This is a genomic window from Caballeronia sp. ATUFL_F2_KS9A (assembly GCF_023630765.1).
GTDB classification, from domain to species: Bacteria; Pseudomonadota; Gammaproteobacteria; order Burkholderiales; family Burkholderiaceae; genus Caballeronia; species Caballeronia zhejiangensis.
Window position 1 is genome coordinate 97,260 of sequence record NZ_JALQEK010000032.1, and the last position, 21,487, is coordinate 118,746.

Sequence of the window (21,487 nt, forward strand, 5' to 3'; positions counted from 1 at the left end):
AACAGAAGAGCGGCGCGCCTTTCACTTCACGAGGCGCAGCCGCTTCGTAATGATCGTGCCTTCCTTGCGATCGATGAGCCACGCTGCATCGACATGGCCCATCAATATCGATGTTCTGCGCGTGATATCCGTGGGTTCTTCATCGGTGGGCGCGTTATGCTCGATGTCGTCCGTCACGTAGGGTGGCGCGAGCGTGCAGATGAGCACGATCGCGAAGTCATCGCTGCCATGCGCGCGGTCGAAGTTCGGAAGCACGATGCTGCCTCTGACCGTGGTTCTCGCGCTGCCTTCCTGCTTCAGTTCAATGCTGTCGAAGGTCTGAACGAAACCCTTTTCCTTCGCTTCGGGCGCAACAACGAGCTTGCGGCCGCTTTGCCCCTTCACCGTTTCCTTCAGCAGGATGGCATCCGGATCGTGAGACGCCGCCAGGGAGACGTTCACCGTCAGCACCTTCTTCTTCGACAGATAGCGCACGCCGTATGAAACCGGAATGACGAACGTGAAGGTGCGATCTGTCTGCGCGCCGGGTTGGCTCGCGGCATGCTGCGCCTTGGTGAAAGGCCGCGAAAGAAACGCCCGTACGCGGCCGGTTATCGATGCAGGCTGTCCCGGTGCGGAATGACCTGCCAGCGCATCGCGGACGTGTTCCGGATCGTCGCCGGTAAAGTTCGGTGCAAGCGCGTCGGCCGACATGATGCCTTGCGCCTTGGCGCCGCTCGCGATGTCGGCAGCGCTCGCTGCACGGCCAGGCTGCGGCGCGGCCGCCAGAGCGGATACCGATACCCACGACAGCGCGCATGCGATGCACAGAGCAGAGCTACGTCCACGTTTCAATAAATACACCTGCCACTCCTGGCGCGTCAGGGCCGCTCATGATGGAAGTGGCTATCTTAAAACGAAGCGGACTGTTCGGCATTTTGCATGCGTGATAATGAATTCAATCCAACCGCACATATTCGTCGATCGCCGTGAGCGCGCCGTTCGCGAGCCTTGTCGCGGCGCGCAGAAGCGCTTCCCGGAGAACCGGATCGCGTGCCAGCGATGCGGGGAAAACATCGCTTGCGCCGACGAGCGCATCGACGAGGCCTGCCGGCGTGGTCGCATCCTCCGCCGCTTTCGTGAGACGCTCGGCCAGCGGATCGCTGATCGCGTAACGGGTGCCGTCGTCCGCTCGCCCGCGCAGAAACGTAAACCATGCCGCCACCGCAAGCGCGAGCCGTTCGAACGGCTGACCCGCGTCGAGCCTTGCCTGAATGGTCGACAAAATTCGCGGCGGCATCTTCTGGCTACCGTCCATCGCAATCTGGCTGCAACGGTGTTTCAGCGCGGGATTCGCGTAGCGGTCGAGGAGCGCGTCGCGGTACGCGGCGAGATCGAACGATGCCGGTACCGCGAGCGTCGGCGCTATCTCGCGCGTCATCATCGCGTGGATCAGTGACTTCAGCGGCGGGTGGCCGACGGCGTCGCTGATCGTGTCGAAACCGGCGAGCATGGACAGATACGCGAGCGTCGAGTGTGTCGCGTTGAGCATGCGCAGTTTCGCGATCTCGAAGGGCGCGACGTCGTCGACAAGTTGCGCGCCTGCCGTTTCCCACGCAGGACGCCCGGCGGGGAAGCGATCTTCGATGACCCATTGCCTGAACGGCTCGCACGGCACGGGCACTTCATCGCCCACGCCCAGCGCCGCTTGGGCGGCTTCGCGATCCGCGTCGGTCGTGGCGGGGACGATGCGATCGACCATCGTCGACGGAAACGCGACGCGCGTCTCGATCCACGTCGCGAGCGCCGGGTCCAGCCTGCGTGCGAACGAACACACCGCCTGACGCAATGCATCGCCGTTGTGCGAGAGGTTGTCGCAGGAAAGCACGGTGAAGGGCGTGGCGTCCGCGTCGCGTCGCGCTCGCAACGCGGCGCAGAGTATGCCCGGCACGGTGGACGGCTCGTCCGGATGCGCGAGATCGTGCGCGACGCCCGCGTGCGCAAAGTCGGCATCGCCGGTTCGCGGATCGCGACAGTAGCCTTTTTCCGTAACCGTCAGCGACACGATGCGGACGCGTTCGTCGGCGAAAAGCTCGACGAGACGTGCGCGATCGAAGGGCATCGCCAGCACTTCGCGCAATGCACGCACGACCGTCACGCGCACGCCGTCCGGCCCGCGTTCCACGACGCTGTAGAGGCCGTCCTGTGCCATCAACGCATCGCGCTTGGTGACGTCGCCCTGCAGCGTGACGCCGCAAATGCCCCAATCGCCCGGCTCGGCGAGCATCGCCTCTTCGGTATAGAGCGCTTCATGCGCGCGATGAAAGTTGCCGATGCCCAGATGCACGATGCCGATAGCTGGCTCGTGCCACTCGCGCGACAGGCAATGGCCTTCGAGTGCATTGAGCGATGTACGGGAGAGCATTGATTTCTCAGGCATTTTCGATGGCATTTTGAATTAGGAATGGGGAAAACCCGTTATTGACGTCGTAACATACTGGTATGGTAGTATCCGCCACATCGAATGCCCATTCAAGGAAATACCTATGAAGATCATCCGCGCCGACGTGATCGTGACTTGCCCCGGCCGCAACTTCGTCACGCTGAAAGTGGAAACGGACGAGGGCATCTACGGTATCGGCGATGCGACGCTCAATGGCCGCGAACTCGCTGTCGCGTCGTATCTGAAGGATCACGTATGTCCGCTGTTGATCGGGCGCGAAGCGGGCCGCATCGAAGACACGTGGCAGTTTCTCTACAAGGGCGCGTACTGGCGACGCGGCCCCGTCACGATGACCGCAATCGCCGCCGTCGACATGGCGCTCTGGGACATCCTCGGCAAGGCCGCGAACATGCCGCTCTACAAGCTGCTCGGCGGTGCGTCGCGCGACGGCGTGATGGTCTACGGACACGCAACCGGCCGCGACATCCCCGAAGCGCTCGACCGCTACGCGGAGCATATCGAAGAGGGCTACAGGGCGATTCGCATCCAGTGCGGCGTGCCGAACATGCGTTCGGTTTATGGCGTCGCGAAGGGCGACGGCATGTATGAGCCGGCGACGAAGGGTGCGGTCGAGGAGCAGAGCTGGTCCTCCGAAAAGTACCTGGATTTCGTGCCGAAACTCTTTGAAGCCGTGCGCGACAAGTTCGGTTTCGACACGCATCTGCTGCACGATGTGCATCACCGGCTTACGCCGATCGAAGCGGCGCGGTTCGGCAAATCGGTCGAGCCGTATCGCCTGTTCTGGATGGAGGATCCGACGCCCGCCGAGAATCAGGCCGGCTTCCGTCTGATCCGCGAGCACACCGTGACCCCGATTGCGGTGGGCGAGGTGTTCAACAGCATCTGGGACTGCAAGCAGCTGATCGAAGAGCAACTGATCGACTACATCCGCGCGACGCTCACGCATGCGGGCGGCATCACGCATCTGAAGCGCATCGCCGATTTCGCATCGCTGTATCAGGTCCGCACGGGCTGCCACGGTCCTTCGGATCTGTCGCCGGTCTGCATGGGCGCAGCGCTGCACTTCGACTTGTGGGTGCCCAACTTCGGCGTGCAGGAGTACATGGGCTTTCCGAAGGAAGCGCTCGATGTGTTCCCGCATGCATGGTCGTTCGATCGCGGGATGATGCACCCGGGCGAAGCGCCGGGGCACGGTGTAGACATCGACGAAAAGCTCGCCGCAAGGTATCCGTACGATCCGGCGTACTTGCCGGTGGCGCGCCTCGAAGACGGCACGCTCTGGAACTGGTAATCGCGTTTGGTTTAAGGCATTCAAAACACAAGATACCGGAGACAGACATGGCACACAGGGAAACCAGCGCGATGCTGCGCCGGGTGGCAGCGGCATCGACCATCGGCACGGCGGCGGAGTATTACGACTTCTTCGTATACGGCACGGCAGCGGTGCTCGTGTTCGGCGCAAAATTCTTTCCGAGCCACGATCCGCTGATCGGCACGCTGGCCGCGTTCGCCACGTATGCGGTCGGGTTCGTCGCGCGGCCTGTGGGCGGTATCGTGTTCGGGCATTTCGGCGACAAGATCGGCCGCAAGAAAGCGCTGATTGTCACCATTCTGATCGTGGGTCTGGGCACGTTCGCCATCGGCTTGTTGCCGGATTACTCGCAGATCGGCATCTGGGCGCCGGCGGCGCTTGTGCTGATCCGCGTGCTGCAAGGCTTCGGCGTCGGCGGCGAGCAGGCCGGCGCGGTCTTGCTCACCGCCGAATATGCGCCGCCGCGCGAACGCGGCTTCTTCGCGAGCCTCGTGCAGCTCGGCGCGCCCGCGGGCTTTCTGATCCCATCGGGCATCTTCGCCGTTCTGACCGCGATGCTCACGCACGAACAACTGATGGACTGGGGCTGGCGTCTGCCATTTCTCGGCAGCATCGTGCTTGTCGTCGTCGGGCTTTATATTCGACTGCGCACCGAGGAATCGCCGGTGTTCGCGGCGATCCGCGAGACCAAGGCGGTCGAATCGCGGCCCGTCGTGGAAGTGGTGAAGCAGCACGGCGCGACGATCGTGAAGGGTGTCGGCGCGAAGCTGATCGAGGCTTGCACGTTCGCGATGTACACGATGATCGTGCTCGCCTACGGCCGCGCGCACGGCATCGCCGACTCGCTGCTTCTGCAGACGATCATCGTCGCGGTCGTGCTCGAACTGATTGCGATCCCGCTCGCGGGCGCACTGTCGGATCGCATCGGTCGGCGCGCGACATTCATCGCGGGCGCAGTGCTGCATGTGCTGCTCGTCATGCCGCTCTTTCACGCTATCGATAGCGGCAGCCGCCTCGCGATCCAGACCGTGATGATTCTCGCGATCACCGTCGGCCACAGCCTTTGTTATGCACCGCAAGCATCGCTCTTTCCCGAGCTCTTTCCGGCACGCGTGCGATGCAGCGGCATTGCGCTCATCTGGCAGATCGGTTCGCTGATCGGCAGCGGCGTGCTAGGTCTCGTCGCGGTGAAGCTGATTCAGGCGACGGGCGGAAGCTCGATCGGTCTCATCTTGTACGTTGCCGCGCTCGGCATCGTCTCGACGATCTCGCTTCTGCTTCTGCCCGAGACCGCGCCGGCGCGCGTCGGCCGTGATCTGTACGACTGGGGCGCGCCGCAACACGATGCCGCGATCGCCGGATCGAACGCAGAACCGGCGCTCGCCGCCCGCCGTTGATTGCATGCGAAACGCTTTATACAAAGTACAAACTGCAGATTCCAGGACATAGATCATGCTCGCAGCCGTTCTACACGAACCGAAGAAGCTCGTCATCGACGAGATCGACACGCCCGAACCAGAACCCGGACAGGTGCAGATTCGCGTGCGCGCGGGCGGCATCTGCGGGTCGGATCTTTCGTATTACTTCAAGGGCAAAAGCGGCGACTTCGCCGTGCGCGAGCCGTTCGTGCTCGGTCACGAAGTCGCGGGCGAGATTGCCGCGCTGGGCGAGGGCGTGACGGGCCTTGCAGTCGGCCAGCGGGTCGCGGTGAATCCGGGCCTGAATTGCGGAACGTGCCGCTTTTGCGTGAAAGGCATGCCGAACCATTGCTTGAACATGCGCTTCATGGGCAGCGCGTCGACGTTCCCGCATATGCAGGGCATGTTCCGGCAATACATCACGGCAGCCGCGCGGCAATGCGTTCCGGTGCCGGATACCCTCGATTTCGCGCAGGCGTCGATGGCCGAGCCGCTTGCTGTCGCGCTGCACGCGTTGAAGCTCGCCGGCCCGCTCGTCGGCGCGAAGATGCTGCTCGTGGGTTGCGGGCCGATCGGCTGCATCGTGTTGGCCGCCGCGCGGCGCGCGGGCGCGCATCGCATCGTCGCGCTCGATCTTGCTGACAAGGCGCTCGCGATGGCGGCGTCGCTCGGCGCCGACGAGACCGTGCTCGCGAACGATCAGGCGCGCATCGATGCCTGGTCGCGCGAACGCGGCACCTTCGACGTCGTGATCGAGGCATCGGGCAGCCCCGCCGGTCTCGACACCGCGTTGCGCTCGGTGCGTGCGGGCGGCACGGTGATCCAGCTCGGAAATCTGCCGGCCGGTCAGTCGCCGGTCGCGGCGAACCTCGTGATGGCGAAAGAGCTGCGTTATCAGGGCTCGTTCCGCTTCACCGATGAATACGCGATCGCCGCGGATGAAATCGCCTCGCAGCGCATCGACCTTCGTCCGCTGATGACGCACGCATTTCCGCTCGCCGAAGCGAATCGTGCATTCGAAGTCGCGCTGGATCGCTCTCAATCGATGAAGGTGCATCTCCAGTTCGACTGACGGGCGCCACTTGGCATTGGCATTCAAAATTCATCATTCATGAAACCGCCGGACCGGAAGGCCACAAGAAGCGGTGCATCGGAGACTCGACATGATCAAAAGTCAGCGGTGGTTCGTCGTCGGCCTGCTGTTCCTCGCGGGCGTCGTCAACTATCTCGACCGCGCGGCGCTTTCCATCGCCGCTCCGCTCATCCAGAAAGACCTGCATTTCACGCATGCACAGATAGGCATCGTGTTCAGCAGCTTTTTCATCGGGTATGCATTATTCAATTTTGTCGGCGGCGTGCTGTCGGACAGGATCGGCGCGAAGAAAGTCTTCGGCGGCGCAATGGGCATCTGGTCGCTGTTTTGCGGTGCGAGTGCGCTGGCGAGCAGTCTCGTGTCGCTGATCGTGCTGCGCGTGCTCTTCGGCATGGGAGAGGGACCGTTCAGCTCGTCGAACAGCAAGATGGTGAACAACTGGTTTCCGCGTCGTGAAGTGGCGAGCGCGATCGGGGTCATCAGTTCGGGGACGCCGCTGGGCGGCGCGCTCGCCGGCCCGGTCGTCGGTTACATGGCGATCCAGTTCGGCTGGCGCTGGGCGTTCGTCATCATCATGATGATCGGCTTCGCGTGGCTCGTGCTTTGGGCGCTTTCGACGACCGAGCATCCGCAACAGAACAAGCGCGTCACTCAGGCCGAACTCGATCTGATCGTCGCGGGCCAGCAGGACGCCGCGTCGATGGAGCACGGCACGCACGGCAAGCAGGCGAATCTCGGCTTTTATCTGCGTCAGCCGATCATCCTCGCCACGGCATTCGCGTTTTTTGCATACAACTATGTGCTGTTCTTCTTTCTCTCGTGGTTCCCGACGTATCTGACCGAAGCGCATCACATGTCCCTGCGCGATATGAGCTTCGCGACGGTGATTCCGTGGCTGCTCGGCAGCATCGGGCTCGCGGCGGGCGGCTTCATCACCGATGCGATTCTGCGTATCACAGGCAAGCCGCTCATGTCGCGCCGCGTCGTGCTGACCGTGTGCCTCGGCATGGCGGCGCTGTGCGTCGCGTTCGCGGGGCGTGTGGAGAGCACGCAGGGCGCGGTGGCGTTGATGTCCGTGACGATCTTCTTCCTCTATGTAACCGGGTCCGTGTACTGGGCCGTGATTCAGGACACGGTGCGGCGCGAGAACGTCGGCGGCGTGGGCGGTTTCGTGCATCTGCTCGCGAATCTCGCGGGCGTGATCGGACCGGCGGTGACGGGCTTCATCGTCGAGGCGACGCACGGGGCGTATGGCAGCGCCTTCGTTCTGGCCGGCGCGATCGCGGTGCTCGGCGCGCTGTGTTCGCTCGTATGGATTCGCGAGCCAAAAGCGCGCGCGAAGCGTGAAAGCGCGGCGAGTGCTGCGTGATAGTATCGGGAAGCGAGGCGCGCGAACGTGGCTCGCTTTCTCCTCATTAGCGTTCAGGTTCAATCATGCAAGACGGTATCGTGTCGAATGGCTCGGCTGCAGTGCGGCGTGCGCGCGTACGCAGGCCGCTCGCATCGCAGAAGTTCGAATTGCCCGATCTGACTTCGGCGATATCGCACGACTCGCATGAGCCCATCGGCAAGCAGATTTTTCGGGCGCTGCGTCAGGCTATCTTCGCGGGACAACTCGTGCCCGGCACGCCGCTTTCCGAAAAGGAAGTCGCGGAGATGTTCCAGGTTTCGCGGCAGCCGGTGCGCGAGACCTTCATCAAGCTCGTCGAGGCGGGCGTGCTGCAAGTGTTGCCTCAGCGCGGCACCTTCGTGAAAAAAATCTCGCCGCGTCAGGTGCGCGAAGGGCGTTTCATTCGCGAGGCGATCGAAACGGCGGTCGCGCGCAAGGCCGCGGTCGCCATCACCAATTCGCAACTCGACGATCTCGCCGCGAATCTTCGCGAGCAGAAGAGCGCATCGAAAGTGAACGACACCACTGCCTTTCTCGCACTCGATGAACAGTTCCACATGCAGATCGCGCAATCGATCGACTGCGTCGCTGCATGGGACACGATCCAGGACATCAAGGCGCAGATGGATCGCGTGCGTTATCTGAGCTTGCCGGATGTATCGCCGCTCGATCTGCTCATCAAGCAGCATGCGCGCATCGTGAGCGCGTTGAAGGCGCATGATCCCGATGGCGCCGAGGAAGCGATGCGCGCGCATCTGCGCGAGATTCTGGTGTCGTTGCATCCGATCGCGGAACGCAATCCCGATTGGTTCGAGCCCGACGAGCCGGAGCGGGTGGCCTTGGGAAGCTGATTGAAAGGACAGCGCTATACTGACCATCCTTTCACCGCATGCCGATCCGCGGGCCCATTCCGCGGCGCACGTCCAAAATTGGCTGAACACAACTTAGAAAAACTCAAGATCGACCGGGGTCCGTCTGCCGCGATGCCGCGGCGCCGGCGCAACTGGCTTCGTTACGCCATCATCGTTGCGATTCCGCTCGCGCTCATCGGCGTGGCGTTTCGTCTCACCGGCCCGCAGGCCGTCGAAACCGCCACGGTCACGTCGGTGTATCCGTCGCAGAGCTATACGCTTCTGAACGCCACGGGCTATGTCGTGCCGCAACGCAAGGCCGCAGTCGCATCGAAAGGACAAGGGCGCGTCGAATGGCTCGGCGTGCTCGAAGGCACGCCGGTGAAGGAAGGGCAGATCATCGCGCGGCTGGAGAGCAATGACGTGGCTGCGTCGCTCGCGCAGGCCCAGGCGCAGGTCAAGGTCGCGCGGGCGAATCTCGAGTTGCAGCGCGCCGAACTGAAGAACGCGGAAGTCGATCTCAAGCGCTACAAGATCCTCGCACCGCAAGGCGCGATTCCGGCGACACAGTACGATGCCGCGCTCGCCCGCTTCGACAAGGCCAAGGCGTCGATCAACAGCGACGAAGCCGCGATCGTCTCCGCGCAAGCCAACGCGCAGGCAGCGCAAGTAGCCGTCGATCAAACCGTGATTCGCGCGCCCTTCGACGGCGTCGTGATCGAGAAGCACGCGAATGTCGGCGACAACATCACGCCGTTCTCATCGGCGTCGGACAGCAAGGGCGCGGTTGTCACCATCGCTGACATGAAGACGCTCGAAGTCGAAGCCGATGTCGCCGAGTCGAACATCGCGCGCATCGCTGTCGATCAGCCGTGCGAGATTCAACTCGATGCGCTGCCCGACGCGCGCTTTGCGGGCCGCGTGTCGCGCATCGTGCCGACGGTCGATCGATCCAAAGCCACCGTGCTCGTGAAAGTGCGTTTCGTCGAACGCGATTCGCGCGTGCTGCCCGATATGTCCGCGAAAGTCGCGTTCCTGTCGAAGCCGGTGCCGCCCGAGGAGAAGAAGGCGGTTGTCGCTGTGCAGCCATCGGCGGTCGTCACGCGCGATGGCAGGAAAGTGGTCTACGTGGTCGATCACGACGCCGCGCGCGAAGTGCCGGTGACGACGGGCGAGCGCATCGGCGATCTGCTGGCCGTGCAGGGCGTGAAGCCCGGCGACGTGCTCGTGCTCGCGCCCGGCGACAAGATCAAGGACGGCGCCAAAGTCACGCTGGCGAAGAAATAACGTGAGCACGACGCCTCTCGTTCAAATCAGCCACGTCGCGAAGTCGTATCGGCGCGGTGTGCAGACCGTGCCGGTGCTCACCGACATCACGTTGTCCATCGCGGAAGGCAATTTCGTCGCGTTGATGGGGCCGTCGGGTTCGGGCAAGAGCACGCTGCTCAACCTGATCGCGGGCATCGACCGGCCCGATAGCGGCGAGTTGCTCGTCGGCGGACTCGATATCACGCGCCTGCCCGAAGCCGCGCTTGCCGACTGGCGCGCGGCGAACGTCGGCTTCATCTTCCAGTTCTATAACCTGATGCCGGTGCTGTCCGCGTTTGAGAACGTCGAGTTGCCGCTGATGCTCACGCGCCTCACGCGCCACGAGCGCAAGGAACGCGTCGCGATGGTGCTCGACATGGTCAACATGGCCGATCGCATGAGTCACTATCCGTCGGAGCTGTCGGGCGGGCAGCAGCAGCGCGTCGCGATCGCGCGTGCGCTGATCACGGACCCGAAGCTGATCGTCGCCGACGAACCGACCGGCGATCTCGACCGCAGCTCCGCCGCCGATGTCCTCGCGATGCTGCAACGTCTCAACGACAAGCTCGGCAAGACCATCATCATGGTGACGCATGACGCGCACGCGGCCGGCGCGGCGAAGGCGCTCGTGCATCTGGAGAAAGGCGAGCTGATCGATGGAACCGTGGGCTAAGCCATCATGTTCGTGTTCAAGCTGATCCTGCGCAACGCGCTGCGGCACAAGCTGCGCACCACGCTGACGGTGCTCGGGCTGACCATCGCGGTGCTCGCATATGGTCTTTTGCATACCGTCGTCGATGCGTGGTATGCAGGCGCCGCGGCTGCATCGAACGCGCGGCTCGTCACGCGCAATGCAATCTCGCTCGTGTTTCCGTTGCCGCTCGCCTATGAGAACCGCATACGCGGCGTCGAGGGCGTGACGCTCGTTGCGCGCTCGAACTGGTTCGGCGGCGTGTATCGCGATCCGAAGAACTTCTTCGCGCAGTTCGCCGTGTCCGACAACTATCTCGATCTCTATCCCGAGTTCATCGTGCCCGAGCAGCAACGCGCCGATTATCGACGCGATCGCAAAGGCGCGCTCATCGGCCGGCAGCTCGCGGATCAATACGGCTTCAAGGTCGGCGACGTCATTCCGCTCAAGGGCACGATCTATCCGGGAACATGGGACTTCGTCGTGCGCGGCATCATGGAAGGGCGCGACGAATCGACCATCACGCGGCAACTGATTTTTCACTACGACTATCTGAACGAGACGATCCGCAAGACGGCCAAGCGCAATGTCGATCAGGTCGGCGTGTACGTGGTCGGCATCAAGTATCCGGACGAAGCGGCTGTCGTGTCGCGCAAGATCGACAATGTCTTCAAGAACTCGCTCGCCGAAACGCTGACGGAAACGGAGCAGGCGTTTCAGCTCGGCTTCGTCGCAATGTCGAATCAGATCATCGCGGCGATACGCGTCGTGTCATATGTAGTGATCCTGATCATCATGGCGGTGATGGCGAACGCGATGGCAATGAGCGCGCGCGAGCGCATCACCGAATACGCGACATTGAAGGCGCTCGGCTTCGGCTCCGCATTTCTATCGGTGCTCGTGTTCGGCGAATCGATGGCAATCTGCGCGATCGGCGGTGGCATCGGCATCCTGGCGACGCCGCCGATGGCCGAAGTCTTCAAGCACGCCACAGGCGGCGTGTTCCCGGTCTTCATGGTGTCGCACGAGACGATGCTTCTGCAGGCGGCATGCGCGTTCGCCGTCGCGATGGCAGCGGCGATCGTGCCGGCGGTGCAGGCGAGCCGCGTGCGCATCGTCGAAGGCCTGCGGGCGATCGGCTGAGGACGCGCGATGGCCATTCCCGTTTCCTACGTCGCACGCAATCTCTGGGCGCGCCGTCTCACGACCATGCTGACGGCAGGCGGTCTCGCGCTCGTGGTGTTCGTGTTCGCGACCGTGCTGATGCTCGACGCGGGACTGAAGAAAACGCTCGTATCGACGGGCGAAGCGGACAACGTCGTCGTGATCCGAAAGGGCGCGGAGACGGAGATACAAAGCGCGATCGACCGCAATCAGGCGAACGCGATGGAGATGCATCCGTCGGTCGCGATGAACGGCGACGGCGAGCCGCTCGCATCGAAGGAAACCGTCGTGCTGATCTCGCTCACCAAGCTCGGCACCAACACGCCCGCCAACGTCGTGATTCGCGGCGTCTCGCCGATGGGCGTGCAATTGCGTCCGCAAGTGAAGCTCACGGCGGGGCGCATGTTCAGGCGCGGCTCGTCGGAGATCATCGTGGGCAGCAGCATCGCGAAGGGGTTCGGCGGCACGCGCATCGGCGACTCCCTGCGTTTCGCGCAGCGCGACTGGACCGTGGTCGGCCATTTCGATGCGGGCGGCAGCGGCTTCGATTCGGAAATATGGGGCGACGTCGATCAGTTGATGCAATCGTTCCGGCGCACGAGTTATTCGTCGATGGTCGTGCGGCTCGCCCGCAGCGATGCATTCGAGCGCTTTCGCGGCGATATCGACGTGGACCCGCGCCTCGCCGACGAAGCGAAGCGCGAACAGGTGTTCTACGGCGATCAGTCGAAGGCGCTGTCGACGTTCATCAATATCCTCGGCTTCACGCTGTCGATCATCTTTTCGATCGCGGCGATGATCGGGGCGATGATCACGATGTACGCGTCGGTGGCCAATCGTGTCGCGGAGATCGGAACGTTGCGCGCGCTCGGCTTCAAGCGCTTCGACGTGCTCGGGGCGTTCCTGCTCGAAGCGTTGTTGCTCGGGCTGGTCGGCGGCGTGGCCGGACTTTCGTGCGCCGCGCTGATGCAATTCGCTTCGTTTTCCACGACCAATTTTCAGACCTTCGCGGACTTGTCGTTCCGCTTCATCCTGACGCCTTCGGTGATCGCAAAGACACTCGGGTTCTCGCTCGCGATGGGACTCGTCGGCGGATTCCTGCCGGCGATGCGGGCGTCGCGGATGAATATCGTGGACGCGCTGCGCGCGCGATGATCCCGTTTAGTCGAACGGTCGCTCCGAAAGTATTCAATATTCAACATGCATTGTGCGGCGTAGAGTCGAGATCACCCGAACTCGATCTCGAAGGAGTTTCATCATGCCGCTCGTCAGAATATCGCTCATGAAAGGCAAGCCGCGCGAGCATATCCGCGCGATCTCGAACGGCGTGCACGAAGCGCTCGTCGAAGCGTTCAAGGTCCCCGCCGACGACCGCTTTCAATTGATCGACGAACACGAGCGCGACCACTTCATTTACGATCCCGGTTATCTCGGTGTCGAACGCAGCGACGACGTCGTGTTCATCCACATCACCGCGAGCGACTGGCGCGACACGGCGACGAAGAAAGCGTTCTACAAGGCACTGGTGGCGAAGCTCGCGGCATCGCCCGGACTGCGGCCCGACGACGTGATGATCGCGCTCGCGCCGAATCGCCGCGAAGACTGGTCGTTCGGACGCGGACTCGCGCAGTACGTGGAGGACGCGGCCTGACCGAAAACCGCAAAGGAGCCGTATCCACGATGAACCCGACGACCCTGAAAGGCGCGTGTCACTGCGGCGCGATCACCTTCGAAGTCGAAACTTCGCCGGAACCCGCCGCGCGCTGCAATTGCAGTTTCTGCCGAAGGCGCGGCGCGGTCATGTCGCCGCCCTTTGTCAAAGAGAAGTTGCGCATCCTGTCGGGCGAGGACGAACTCACGCTTTATCAATTCAACACGCAGGTCGCGAAGCATTACTTTTGCAAGCGCTGTGGAATTTACACGTTCCATCAAACGCGTTCGAATCCTGCTGAATGGCGCGTGAACCTCGGCTGTGTCGATGGCGTGGATGCGTATTCGCTCGATGCACCCGTCAAGGACGGCGCGAGCAGTTCGGTAGTGGGGCGCGCATAGCAGCGTCGCCATGTGAGTGAAGGGTGCCGGGAACGCCGCGTGCTACAACCCGGCACCCACAAGCCGTTCGCGTTCGATGTTCAAGGCGCAACCGCGTTTCCGAGAACGGCGTTCGATAACAACACTGACATGGAGCGCCGTCATGGCACACAAGCCTTCCAACGAACCCGACGCGGTACGCCGGCGTCTGCTTGCCGCGTTCGTCAGCACGGCGATGCTGTCGGCCTGCGGTGGCGGCGGCAGCGACGATGACTCGGGCACCGTCACGCCCACGAGTCCCATCGGCACGATTCCGTCCGATCGCGCGAATCTGCCGCGTCCGGCGTTGCCCGCGCCGGAGACTTCGGGCATCGATCATATCGTGCTCGTGACGATGGAAAACCGCTCCTTCGATCACATGCTCGGCTGGGTGCCGGGCGCGGAGGGCGTGCAGGCGGGCAAGCAGTTCACCGATGCGTTCGGCACGGTGCAATCGACATTCGCGCTGTCGGCCAACGCTGCGTTTGGTTATCAAGGCTGCCAGTTTGCCGATCCCGATCACGCCTACGACGCAGGCCGCACGCATCTCGCGAACGGCGCGATGAACGGCTTCCTGCTCACGCCGGATACGAACAAGACGCGCGGCGATCTGCTGCCGATCGGTTACTTCACGGGCAGCGATCTCGAGTTCTATCGACAGGCGGCGACGCAATACACCGTCTGCGATTACTACATGAGCGGCATTCTCGCCGACACGTTTCCGAACCGCGTCTATCTGCATAGCGGCGAAACGGATCGCTTGAGCGATACGCTCGATACGTCGTCGCTATCGACGATCTGGGACCGGCTCGATGCGAAGAACGTGTCGTCGAAGTATTACTTTCATGACGTGCCGTTCACGGCGCTTTACGGCACGCGTTACGTCGGCCGCTCGAAGCTCTTTTCCGATTTCCTGTCCGATGCGGCGGGCGGCAATCTGCCGTCGTTCTGCATGGTCGATCCGAGCTTTGCCGGCGAGGCGAACGGCACGTCCAACGACGATCATCCTCATGCCGATGTCCGCAACGGCCAGGTCCTGCTCGCGCAAATCTACCAAGCGCTGCGCACGAGCCCGAACTGGAGCAAGACGCTCATGATCGTCGTCTACGACGAGTGGGGCGGATTCTTCGAGCATGTCGCGCCGCCGGTCAAGTCGCTGTCGGAGGCGGAACAGAAGCTCGGCAACGACGGCCGCTTGGGTTTTCGTGTGCCATGCGTATTGCTCGGACCGCGCGTGCGCGCGAACAACGTGGCGCGCTATCCGTTCGATCCGAGTTCGATCCATCAACTGCTTGTCTGGCGCTTCGGGCTCGATCCGCTGGGCGTGCGCGCGAGCGATCCGACCACGTTCAACATGGCTTACGCGCTCGATCTGAGCGATGCGCCACGCACCGATGCGCCCGCGATTACGGTGGCGCAAGGGCCGTTCGGACTCGAATGCTCGAACACGGCGTCGACAGGATCGGGTCTCGAGACCATCGACAAGTCGCGGACGGAGAAAGCAGCGGAGGGCGCATCGCAGACGCCGACGCCCGGCGGGCGCTTCGCCGACTTGCGCGCCAAGGCAACTGCGCTGGGATTCCCTTCTTCGTGATTTCCTGATCGACGCGCTATGCACCGCGCGCGAAGTCGAGCGTCATGAGGACCGAATCGTGATACGTGCCGTCGATCTTCAGCGCACGCGGCTCGCGCGCGTATTCGACGAATCCCGCCGCGCGATACAGCCTCATTGCAGCGAGATTCTCCGGCGCGACTTCGAGCTTGATTTCGTCGACGATGCCCCGCGCGTACGCAAGCACGGCATCGACGAGCGCAGCGGCAAGTCCCGTGCCGCGCGCACTCTCGCGCACGTACATGCCCCAGAGAACGCCTTTGTGCCGGAGCTTTGCGCCCGTCGGCACGAGCAGCCCGGCTACCCCGGCTAACATGCCATCGCGGCCGTCGCCACCGAACACCGCGTGATCCGCGATGCGCGCGCCGAACCAGTCGGGCGTCTGCATGCGCTCGTCGTCATACGAAGCGCCGAACGACGTTGGATAACGCTGCAGGCCTTCGAGACGAATATCGCGGAACGCTTGTGCGTCGGCGGGCGTCAGGCGTCTGATCGGCGGGATGATGGCATTCTGCATAACGCATGCAATGAACAAATGGGGGGACATCCATGATAGCCGGGCGCCTCACATCTCCTCTTCGCAGACGGACGAATCGGAAATAAATCCTTAGCCCATGCGCCGATCGAATGTCTTCAGGTAATTGTCACCATCGGGTAATCATAAAGACGACGCCCATGTTGCCACCGGTGCGCTTTACAAAGCAGGGCGAATCCAATATTTCTGAAGGCGGCTTCACGAACCAACGAAAAGGGAACACGGCCATGACCCGTCTGATTCGAACGTTCGCTTTCCTCTTCGCGCTGGCATTGCTCTCCACGTCGCTCGCGCTTGCCTGCACGCGCACGCTCTATGTCGGCGACAAAGGCCTCGTCGTCACCGGCCGTTCGATGGACTGGTCCGAGGACATGCGTTCCAATCTCTGGGTGATGCCCGCGGGCATCGAACGCGATGGCAACGCGGGGCCGCGCTCGATCAAATGGAAATCGAAGTACGGCAGCGTGGTGGTGTCGGGTTATGAAATTGGCACGGTGGACGGCATGAACGAGCGCGGGCTCGTCGCCAATGCGCTCTATCTCGCGGAGACCGATTACGGCAAGCCCGACCCGAAGCGCGATCCGATGTCTATCAGTCTGTGGGCGCAATATGCGCTCGATAACTTCGCGACCGTCGGGCAAGCCGTGTATGTGATGTCGCGCGAACCGTTCCAGATCATCGCGCCGCCCCTGCCCAACGGCAAGCCGCTGACGATCCATCTTTCTCTTTCCGATGCGCGCGGCGACTCTGCGATCTTCGAGTACATCAACGGCAAGCTCATCATTCATCAAGGCAAGAAGTACAAGGTGATGACCAACTCGCCGATCTACGATGAACAGCTTGCTATCGATACTTACTGGAGAAGCGTCGGCGGCATGGGCTTCTTGCCGGGCACGAATCGCGCGGCGGACCGCTTCGTGCGCGCGTCGTTTCTGCTCGATGCGATTCCGAAGCAGGCCGATGCGAATTACATGGCGGGCGTGCCGCAGCAGTCGTACGCGTTCCAGGCCGTCGCGAGCGTGATGAGTCTCATGCGTTCGGTGAGCGTGCCGCTCGGCATCAGCACGCCGGAGCAGCCGAATCTGTCGTCGACGATATGGCGCACGGTCTCGGATCAGCAGAACCTGATCTATTACTTCGATTCAGCGACGCGGCCCGATACGTTCTGGGTGTCGCTCAAGAAGCTCAACCTGAATCCAGGCGCGCCGGTGATGAAGCTGACGATCGATTCGGGACAGGTCTTCTCCGGCGAGACGGCGGGCAGCTTCGTCGCGACGCAGCCTTTCGCGTTCATGCCCGCGAAGGCGCCATGAGCCAGCATTTGCCTCGACGTTGTCGCGGCTCCGCACGAAACGGGGCATCGATTTCGCCCGCGCAGGTAAAATAGTGTCCTTTTGCCCCCGGTGATCCTGTGCAAGGCATGAAGCGCACGGCATTCAGCGGCCCGGCGCTCGTTCGCCTGCTGGCACATTTTGCCGATCTCGACGTTCACGAACCCGCTCAATCGCTCGCGGACCGCCTGAGCCAATGGCTCGGCTGGACCGATGCGATTGCGCTGTCCACTGCGCTCGCATCCGATCCGCCCGCCGCGTCGGGCGCGCGATCCGTTGCGCGCGAGGTGGAAGAAGAGTGCGCGCGCGTGCGCAACTCGCTCGCAGGCGCATTCGCACGCGAGGAAGCGGCCGCGCGCCGCAGGAATCGTACGCCGGTGAAGCCGTCGTCCGACGATGCGCCCATCGACTACGCGGACTTTCGTCAGCGCTATGTGTCCTTGCAGCAAGCGATGGAATCCGACATCGGTGCGCTGCGCACGCGTCTGCGATCGACACTCGCGACGAAATCGCCGGACATGGCGCGTCTCGCCGTCGTCGATGCCGTGATGGAACAGGCGTTGAGCGCGCGCGAACGCAGTCTGCTCGGCAACGTGCCCGCGCTGCTCGGCAAGCATTTCGAGCGTCTGAAGCGCGCTCAAGCCGCTGTCGAGACATCGGCGCCGAATGCATGGCTCGACGTGTTTCGCAAGGATCTGCAGAGCGTGCTGCTCGCCGAACTGGATGTTCGTTTTCAACCGATCGAAGGCTTGCTCGCGGCTCTTCGGCCCCGCTAACTGGCTCGCTATGCCCCGAAATCTTTTGAACATCGCTGTATTTTCGATTGGCCTCGCCGCGGTGCTCGGCATCGGCATTGCATACGTCACGTCGAATGCGATCGCGTTCGCCGTCACGCTCGTGATCGCCGCATGCTATCTCGCGGGCGCGGCGGAATTGCGCCGCTATCAACAGATCACCGGCTCGCTCGAACAGGCCGTCGCACAACTCTCGACCGCGCCGCGCAGCCTCGCCGTGTGGCTCGACAGCCTCGATCCGAGCCTGCGCAATGCGGTGCGTCTGCGTGTCGAAGGCGAGCGCGCGCCGTTGCCCGGTCCGGTGCTCGCGCCGTATCTAGTCGGTCTGCTCGTGTTGCTCGGCATGCTCGGTACGCTGCTCGGCATGGTCGCGACCTTGCGCGGCACCGGCACGGCGCTGCAAAGCGCATCCGATCTGACGGCGATCCGCGCATCGCTTTCCGCACCCGTGACTGGGCTGGGCTTCGCGTTCGGCACGTCGATCGCGGGTGTCGCGACATCCGCGATGCTCGGCCTGCTGTCGGCGCTGTGCCGTCGCGAGCGTCTTCATGTCACGCAGCAACTCGACGTGAAGATCGCGACGACACTTCGCGTCTTCACGCAGGCGCATCAACGCGACGAAACGTTCAAGCTGCTGCAGCTTCAGACCGAACTGATGCCGAAGCTCGTCGATCGCCTTCAGTCGATGACGATCGCAATCGAACAGCAAAGCCTCGCCGCGAGCGAGCGTCAGATCGCGAGTCAGGATGCGTTTCATGCGAAAGCGGAGACGTCGTATCGGCGGCTCGCAACATCGGTCGAACTGTCGTTGAAGCAAAGCGTTGCCGATAGCGCGCGCGCCGCGAGCGCCGCGTTGCAGCCCGTCATGCAGGCGACGATGGATGGCATCGCGCGCGAAGTCACCGCGTTGCACGGCAATGTCGAGCAGGCGGTGGCGCGTCAACTGGAAGGCTTGTCGAGCGGCTTCGAGGCATCGTCGGCGAAGGTCGCGGACATCTGGAACGCATCGCTCGCGAAGCACGCGCAGTCGAACGCAACGCTCGTCGGCGAGATGAGCGCGTCGCTCGATCGCTTCGCGCAAGCATTCGAGCAACGTTCGACGCATCTCGTCGATGGCGTGTCCGCGCAAATGGATCGCGTGTCGGGCGCGCTGGCGTCGTCGGTTGCGAAGCACGAGCAATCGCGCGATGCGCTCGTCGCACGCATGGATGCATCGCTGGAACGCTTCGCACAGACTTTCGATACGCGTTCGTCCGGCTTGATCGACGATGTGTCCGCGCGCCTCGAAACCGCGACGGGCAACATGTCGCAAGCGTGGACCGATGCGCTCGCACAGCACGCGCGCGCGAGCGAGCAGGCAGCCGCGCAGAACCGGAACGCGTTGACGACCGCGGCGGCCAGCTTCGAGCAACATGCAGCGGCGCTCGTGCAATCGGTCGATCGTTCGCATGCGGATTTACGCGCCGAACTCGCGCAAAGCGGGGAAGAGCGCCTCGCCGCATGGAGCAGCGCGCTCGACTCGATGACCGGCTCGTTGCGCGAGCAATGGCAGCAAACGAGCGACGTCGCGGCGAATCGTCAGAAGGACATCTGCGATGCCCTCGCGCAAACCGCGCGCGACATGTCCGCGCAATCGCAGACACACGCGAGCGCGACCATCGCGGAGATCGAGCGGCTCGTGCAGGCTGCATCGGAAGCACCGAAGGCAGCCGCCGAAGTCGTCGCCGAAATGCGTCAGAAGCTGTCCGATTCGATGGTCCGCGATACCGCGATGCTCGATGAACGCAGCCGCTTGCTCGCCACCGTCGAGACATTGCTCGGCGCGGTGAACCTGGCATCGAACGAGCAACGCGCCGCGATCGATGCGCTCGTCGACACATCGGCGACGCTGCTCGAACGCGTCGGCGCGCAGTTCACCGGCACGGTCGAAGCCGAGGCCGGCAAACTCGTTTCGATGGCCGCGCAAGTGACGACGAGCGCCGTCGAAATGGCGAGCCTCTCGGATGCGTTCGGCGCGGCCGTGCAGTCTTTCGGCGAATCGAACGACAAGCTCGTCGCGCATCTCGAACGCATCGAAAGCGCGCTCGACAAATCGCTTGCGCGCAGCGATGAACAGCTCGCGTATTACGTTGCGCAGGCGAAGGAAGTGATCGACCTGAGCATGATGTCGCAGAAGCAGATCGTCGAGGACTTGCAGCATATCGCCGGGCAACGCGTGGCCGGAGCGCGCGCGGCATGAACGAGGAAATCGACGGCGGCGCGGAACACGCCGCGCCGATCTGGGCCGCGTTCGCCGATCTGATGTCGGTGCTGCTGGGCGCGTTCGTGCTGATACTCGTCGGCGTGATCGGCGTGCAGTTGCAGCTGGAGAACAAGCTCGACGAAGAGGTGAAGCATCGTCAGGAAGAGACGCAGCGCCGCAAGACGCTGGAACAGGCGCTCGCGGGACCGCTCGCATCGGGACGCGTGACGCTCGTGAACGGTCGCATCGGCATCAGCGGCAGCGTGCTTTTCGCGCTCAATTCCGATCAATTGCAGCCGCAGGGCCGCGATGTGCTGAAGAGTCTCGCAGCGCCGCTTTCGACGTATCTGCGTGCGCATGAAGAGATTCTCATGGTGAGCGGTTTCGCCGACGATCAGCAAGTCCACGAAGGCAACCGCCGATTCGCGGACAACTGGGAGCTTTCAGCGAAACGCGCACTGACGGTCATGCGCGCGTTGATCGATGCGGGCGTGCCTTCGTCGTCGGTGTTCGCGGCGGCGTTCGGCTCGGAACAGCCGGTGAGTTCCAATGCCGATGAAAGCGGGCGCGCGAAGAATCGTCGCGTGGAGATTTCAGCTGTGCCGCGTTCGTCGGATGGCGCGGTGAAGGCGCATGAGTAACGTGGCCTCTGCACGCGCGATACTCGAAGCATGGCGCGCGAATGGCGACGATCGCGCGAATCCCGTGCGCTTCCATCTGATCGATGCGCTGGACAAGCGCGCGGCCGCGTATGAAGGCGAGGCGCGTCGCCTGCTCGATGAACGTGTCGCGCAATTGCTCGATGCGTATCGAAGCGATATGGAACGTGCTGCATCTTCGGATGCACCGATAAGCGATGCCGATGTGCGCGGTCCGCTGGCAACGCTGATCGCTGACATCGCCAAAGCATCTTCGATGCATGGAACATCTCATGCGGAGTTGCTCGATTACTTTCGCGCGGTATGGTCGAAAGTCAGTGCGGAAAAGCAGTTGCGCGATTCGCTCGCACAGGTGCCCCGAAACGCAGGACCGCTCAATTCGAGCAGTCTCGTGCATCGTTCGTTGTCGCTGATGCGCGAAGTATCGCCGGGTTATCTCCAGCAATTTCTTGCCTACGTCGATGCGCTTTCGTGGATGGAAGAGTTAAACGGGCCGACTGTGACCGTCGCGAAAGAAGCGTCGGGTGCGAAGAAGGGCGGACGCAAGAAGAAGTGATGAAGCGCCGCGCGATTC

20 protein-coding genes are annotated in these 21,487 nt (G+C 62.9%); 17 read left to right on the forward strand and 3 right to left on the reverse strand.

Features of this window, described 5'->3' with window-relative positions; translation table 11 throughout:
- Positions 1-21: 21 nt before the first annotated feature.
- Both NCS67_RS21215 and NCS67_RS21220 read right to left on the reverse strand, forming a co-directional pair.
- Positions 22-843: a hypothetical protein gene (locus NCS67_RS21215; RefSeq protein ID WP_250436448.1), complete on the reverse strand. Its 822-nt coding sequence runs from the start codon at positions 841-843 to the stop codon at positions 22-24.
- 94 nt (positions 844-937) lie between these two features.
- On the reverse strand, positions 938-2,404 hold the full coding sequence (locus NCS67_RS21220) for a mannitol dehydrogenase family protein (protein ID WP_250436449.1): 1,467 nt from the start codon (positions 2,402-2,404) through the stop codon (positions 938-940).
- A gap of 121 nt (positions 2,405-2,525) precedes the next feature.
- Here NCS67_RS21220 and manD point away from each other — a divergent pair, with 121 nt between their 5' ends.
- From manD to NCS67_RS21280, 12 genes are all read left to right on the forward strand, one after another.
- Entirely contained in the window at positions 2,526-3,734 is a 1,209-nt protein-coding gene (manD, locus tag NCS67_RS21225; RefSeq protein ID WP_008347871.1) for a D-mannonate dehydratase ManD, read from the forward strand.
- 47 nt (positions 3,735-3,781) lie between these two features.
- Positions 3,782-5,152: an MFS transporter gene (locus tag NCS67_RS21230; RefSeq protein WP_250436451.1), complete on the forward strand. Its 1,371-nt coding sequence runs from the start codon at positions 3,782-3,784 to the stop codon at positions 5,150-5,152.
- Positions 5,153-5,207: 55 nt separating this feature from the next.
- The gene (locus NCS67_RS21235) at positions 5,208-6,245 is read left to right on the forward strand and encodes an L-idonate 5-dehydrogenase (RefSeq protein WP_250436453.1); all 1,038 of its coding nucleotides are present in this window, start codon (positions 5,208-5,210) and stop codon (positions 6,243-6,245) included.
- A 91-nt stretch (positions 6,246-6,336) separates the two neighbouring features.
- Positions 6,337-7,635: an MFS transporter gene (locus tag NCS67_RS21240; RefSeq protein ID WP_250436455.1), complete on the forward strand. Its 1,299-nt coding sequence runs from the start codon at positions 6,337-6,339 to the stop codon at positions 7,633-7,635.
- A 65-nt stretch (positions 7,636-7,700) separates the two neighbouring features.
- Positions 7,701-8,507: a GntR family transcriptional regulator gene (locus NCS67_RS21245; protein WP_250436456.1), complete on the forward strand. Its 807-nt coding sequence runs from the start codon at positions 7,701-7,703 to the stop codon at positions 8,505-8,507.
- Positions 8,508-8,639: 132 nt separating this feature from the next.
- Positions 8,640-9,794 (forward strand): efflux RND transporter periplasmic adaptor subunit, encoded by a 1,155-nt coding sequence (locus NCS67_RS21250; protein ID WP_250436461.1) that lies wholly within the window; start codon positions 8,640-8,642, stop codon positions 9,792-9,794.
- A 1-nt stretch (position 9,795) separates the two neighbouring features.
- Positions 9,796-10,488 (forward strand): ABC transporter ATP-binding protein, encoded by a 693-nt coding sequence (locus tag NCS67_RS21255; RefSeq protein ID WP_008347883.1) that lies wholly within the window; start codon positions 9,796-9,798, stop codon positions 10,486-10,488.
- A 6-nt stretch (positions 10,489-10,494) separates the two neighbouring features.
- Positions 10,495-11,649: an ABC transporter permease gene (locus tag NCS67_RS21260; protein ID WP_250436462.1), complete on the forward strand. Its 1,155-nt coding sequence runs from the start codon at positions 10,495-10,497 to the stop codon at positions 11,647-11,649.
- 9 nt (positions 11,650-11,658) lie between these two features.
- Complete coding sequence (locus NCS67_RS21265; protein ID WP_250436463.1) at positions 11,659-12,825, forward strand: ABC transporter permease; 1,167 nt, start codon at positions 11,659-11,661, stop codon at positions 12,823-12,825.
- Between the two features lie 103 nt (positions 12,826-12,928).
- Entirely contained in the window at positions 12,929-13,321 is a 393-nt protein-coding gene (locus NCS67_RS21270; protein ID WP_250436464.1) for a tautomerase family protein, read from the forward strand.
- A gap of 29 nt (positions 13,322-13,350) precedes the next feature.
- Positions 13,351-13,722 carry a GFA family protein gene (locus NCS67_RS21275; RefSeq protein WP_008347889.1) on the forward strand — a complete coding sequence of 124 codons (372 nt, stop codon included), beginning with the start codon at positions 13,351-13,353 and terminating at the stop codon, positions 13,720-13,722.
- 142 nt (positions 13,723-13,864) lie between these two features.
- A complete protein-coding gene (locus NCS67_RS21280) occupies positions 13,865-15,334 on the forward strand; it encodes an alkaline phosphatase family protein (RefSeq protein WP_250436465.1) in 1,470 nt (489 codons plus the stop codon).
- A 16-nt stretch (positions 15,335-15,350) separates the two neighbouring features.
- Here the strand turns inward: NCS67_RS21280 and NCS67_RS21285 are convergent, their stop codons facing one another.
- A complete protein-coding gene (locus NCS67_RS21285; protein ID WP_250436466.1) occupies positions 15,351-15,869 on the reverse strand; it encodes a GNAT family N-acetyltransferase in 519 nt (172 codons plus the stop codon).
- A 245-nt stretch (positions 15,870-16,114) separates the two neighbouring features.
- Between NCS67_RS21285 and NCS67_RS21290 the strand changes: the two genes are divergently transcribed.
- From NCS67_RS21290 to NCS67_RS21310, 5 genes are all read left to right on the forward strand, one after another.
- Entirely contained in the window at positions 16,115-17,200 is a 1,086-nt protein-coding gene (locus tag NCS67_RS21290; protein WP_250436468.1) for a linear amide C-N hydrolase, read from the forward strand.
- Positions 17,201-17,307: 107 nt separating this feature from the next.
- Entirely contained in the window at positions 17,308-17,994 is a 687-nt protein-coding gene (locus NCS67_RS21295) for a DUF3348 domain-containing protein (protein WP_250436469.1), read from the forward strand.
- Between the two features lie 10 nt (positions 17,995-18,004).
- Positions 18,005-20,251, forward strand: a complete 2,247-nt coding sequence (locus tag NCS67_RS21300; RefSeq protein WP_250436470.1) for a DUF802 domain-containing protein — start codon at positions 18,005-18,007, stop codon at positions 20,249-20,251.
- Complete coding sequence (locus NCS67_RS21305) at positions 20,248-20,895, forward strand: OmpA family protein (protein WP_008347904.1); 648 nt, start codon at positions 20,248-20,250, stop codon at positions 20,893-20,895. The genes NCS67_RS21300 and NCS67_RS21305 overlap by 4 nt, the downstream gene beginning before the upstream one ends.
- On the forward strand, positions 20,888-21,469 hold the full coding sequence (locus tag NCS67_RS21310) for a DUF2894 domain-containing protein (RefSeq protein WP_250436471.1): 582 nt from the start codon (positions 20,888-20,890) through the stop codon (positions 21,467-21,469). Before NCS67_RS21305 ends, NCS67_RS21310 begins: the two co-directional genes overlap by 8 nt.
- The last annotated feature ends 18 nt before the right edge of the window (positions 21,470-21,487 follow it).

What these genes read in the sequence shown, in the direction of transcription:
- NCS67_RS21250 (WP_250436461.1), top strand. Translation starts at nt 8,640, where the DNA reads ATGCCGCGGCGCCGGCGCAACTGGCTTCGTTACGCCATCATCGTTGCG.
- NCS67_RS21220 (WP_250436449.1), bottom strand. Translation starts at nt 2,404, where the DNA reads ATGCTCTCCCGTACATCGCTCAATGCACTCGAAGGCCATTGCCTGTCG.
- NCS67_RS21280 (WP_250436465.1), top strand. Translation starts at nt 13,865, where the DNA reads ATGGCACACAAGCCTTCCAACGAACCCGACGCGGTACGCCGGCGTCTG.
- NCS67_RS21265 (WP_250436463.1), top strand. Translation starts at nt 11,659, where the DNA reads ATGGCCATTCCCGTTTCCTACGTCGCACGCAATCTCTGGGCGCGCCGT.
- NCS67_RS21305 (WP_008347904.1), top strand. Translation starts at nt 20,248, where the DNA reads ATGAACGAGGAAATCGACGGCGGCGCGGAACACGCCGCGCCGATCTGG.
- NCS67_RS21270 (WP_250436464.1), top strand. Translation starts at nt 12,929, where the DNA reads ATGCCGCTCGTCAGAATATCGCTCATGAAAGGCAAGCCGCGCGAGCAT.
- NCS67_RS21310 (WP_250436471.1), top strand. Translation starts at nt 20,888, where the DNA reads ATGAGTAACGTGGCCTCTGCACGCGCGATACTCGAAGCATGGCGCGCG.
- NCS67_RS21245 (WP_250436456.1), top strand. Translation starts at nt 7,701, where the DNA reads ATGCAAGACGGTATCGTGTCGAATGGCTCGGCTGCAGTGCGGCGTGCG.
- manD (WP_008347871.1), top strand. Translation starts at nt 2,526, where the DNA reads ATGAAGATCATCCGCGCCGACGTGATCGTGACTTGCCCCGGCCGCAAC.
- NCS67_RS21235 (WP_250436453.1), top strand. Translation starts at nt 5,208, where the DNA reads ATGCTCGCAGCCGTTCTACACGAACCGAAGAAGCTCGTCATCGACGAG.
- NCS67_RS21285 (WP_250436466.1), bottom strand. Translation starts at nt 15,869, where the DNA reads ATGCAGAATGCCATCATCCCGCCGATCAGACGCCTGACGCCCGCCGAC.
- NCS67_RS21290 (WP_250436468.1), top strand. Translation starts at nt 16,115, where the DNA reads ATGACCCGTCTGATTCGAACGTTCGCTTTCCTCTTCGCGCTGGCATTG.
- NCS67_RS21295 (WP_250436469.1), top strand. Translation starts at nt 17,308, where the DNA reads ATGAAGCGCACGGCATTCAGCGGCCCGGCGCTCGTTCGCCTGCTGGCA.
- NCS67_RS21260 (WP_250436462.1), top strand. Translation starts at nt 10,495, where the DNA reads ATGTTCGTGTTCAAGCTGATCCTGCGCAACGCGCTGCGGCACAAGCTG.
- NCS67_RS21300 (WP_250436470.1), top strand. Translation starts at nt 18,005, where the DNA reads ATGCCCCGAAATCTTTTGAACATCGCTGTATTTTCGATTGGCCTCGCC.
- NCS67_RS21230 (WP_250436451.1), top strand. Translation starts at nt 3,782, where the DNA reads ATGGCACACAGGGAAACCAGCGCGATGCTGCGCCGGGTGGCAGCGGCA.
- NCS67_RS21240 (WP_250436455.1), top strand. Translation starts at nt 6,337, where the DNA reads ATGATCAAAAGTCAGCGGTGGTTCGTCGTCGGCCTGCTGTTCCTCGCG.
- NCS67_RS21275 (WP_008347889.1), top strand. Translation starts at nt 13,351, where the DNA reads ATGAACCCGACGACCCTGAAAGGCGCGTGTCACTGCGGCGCGATCACC.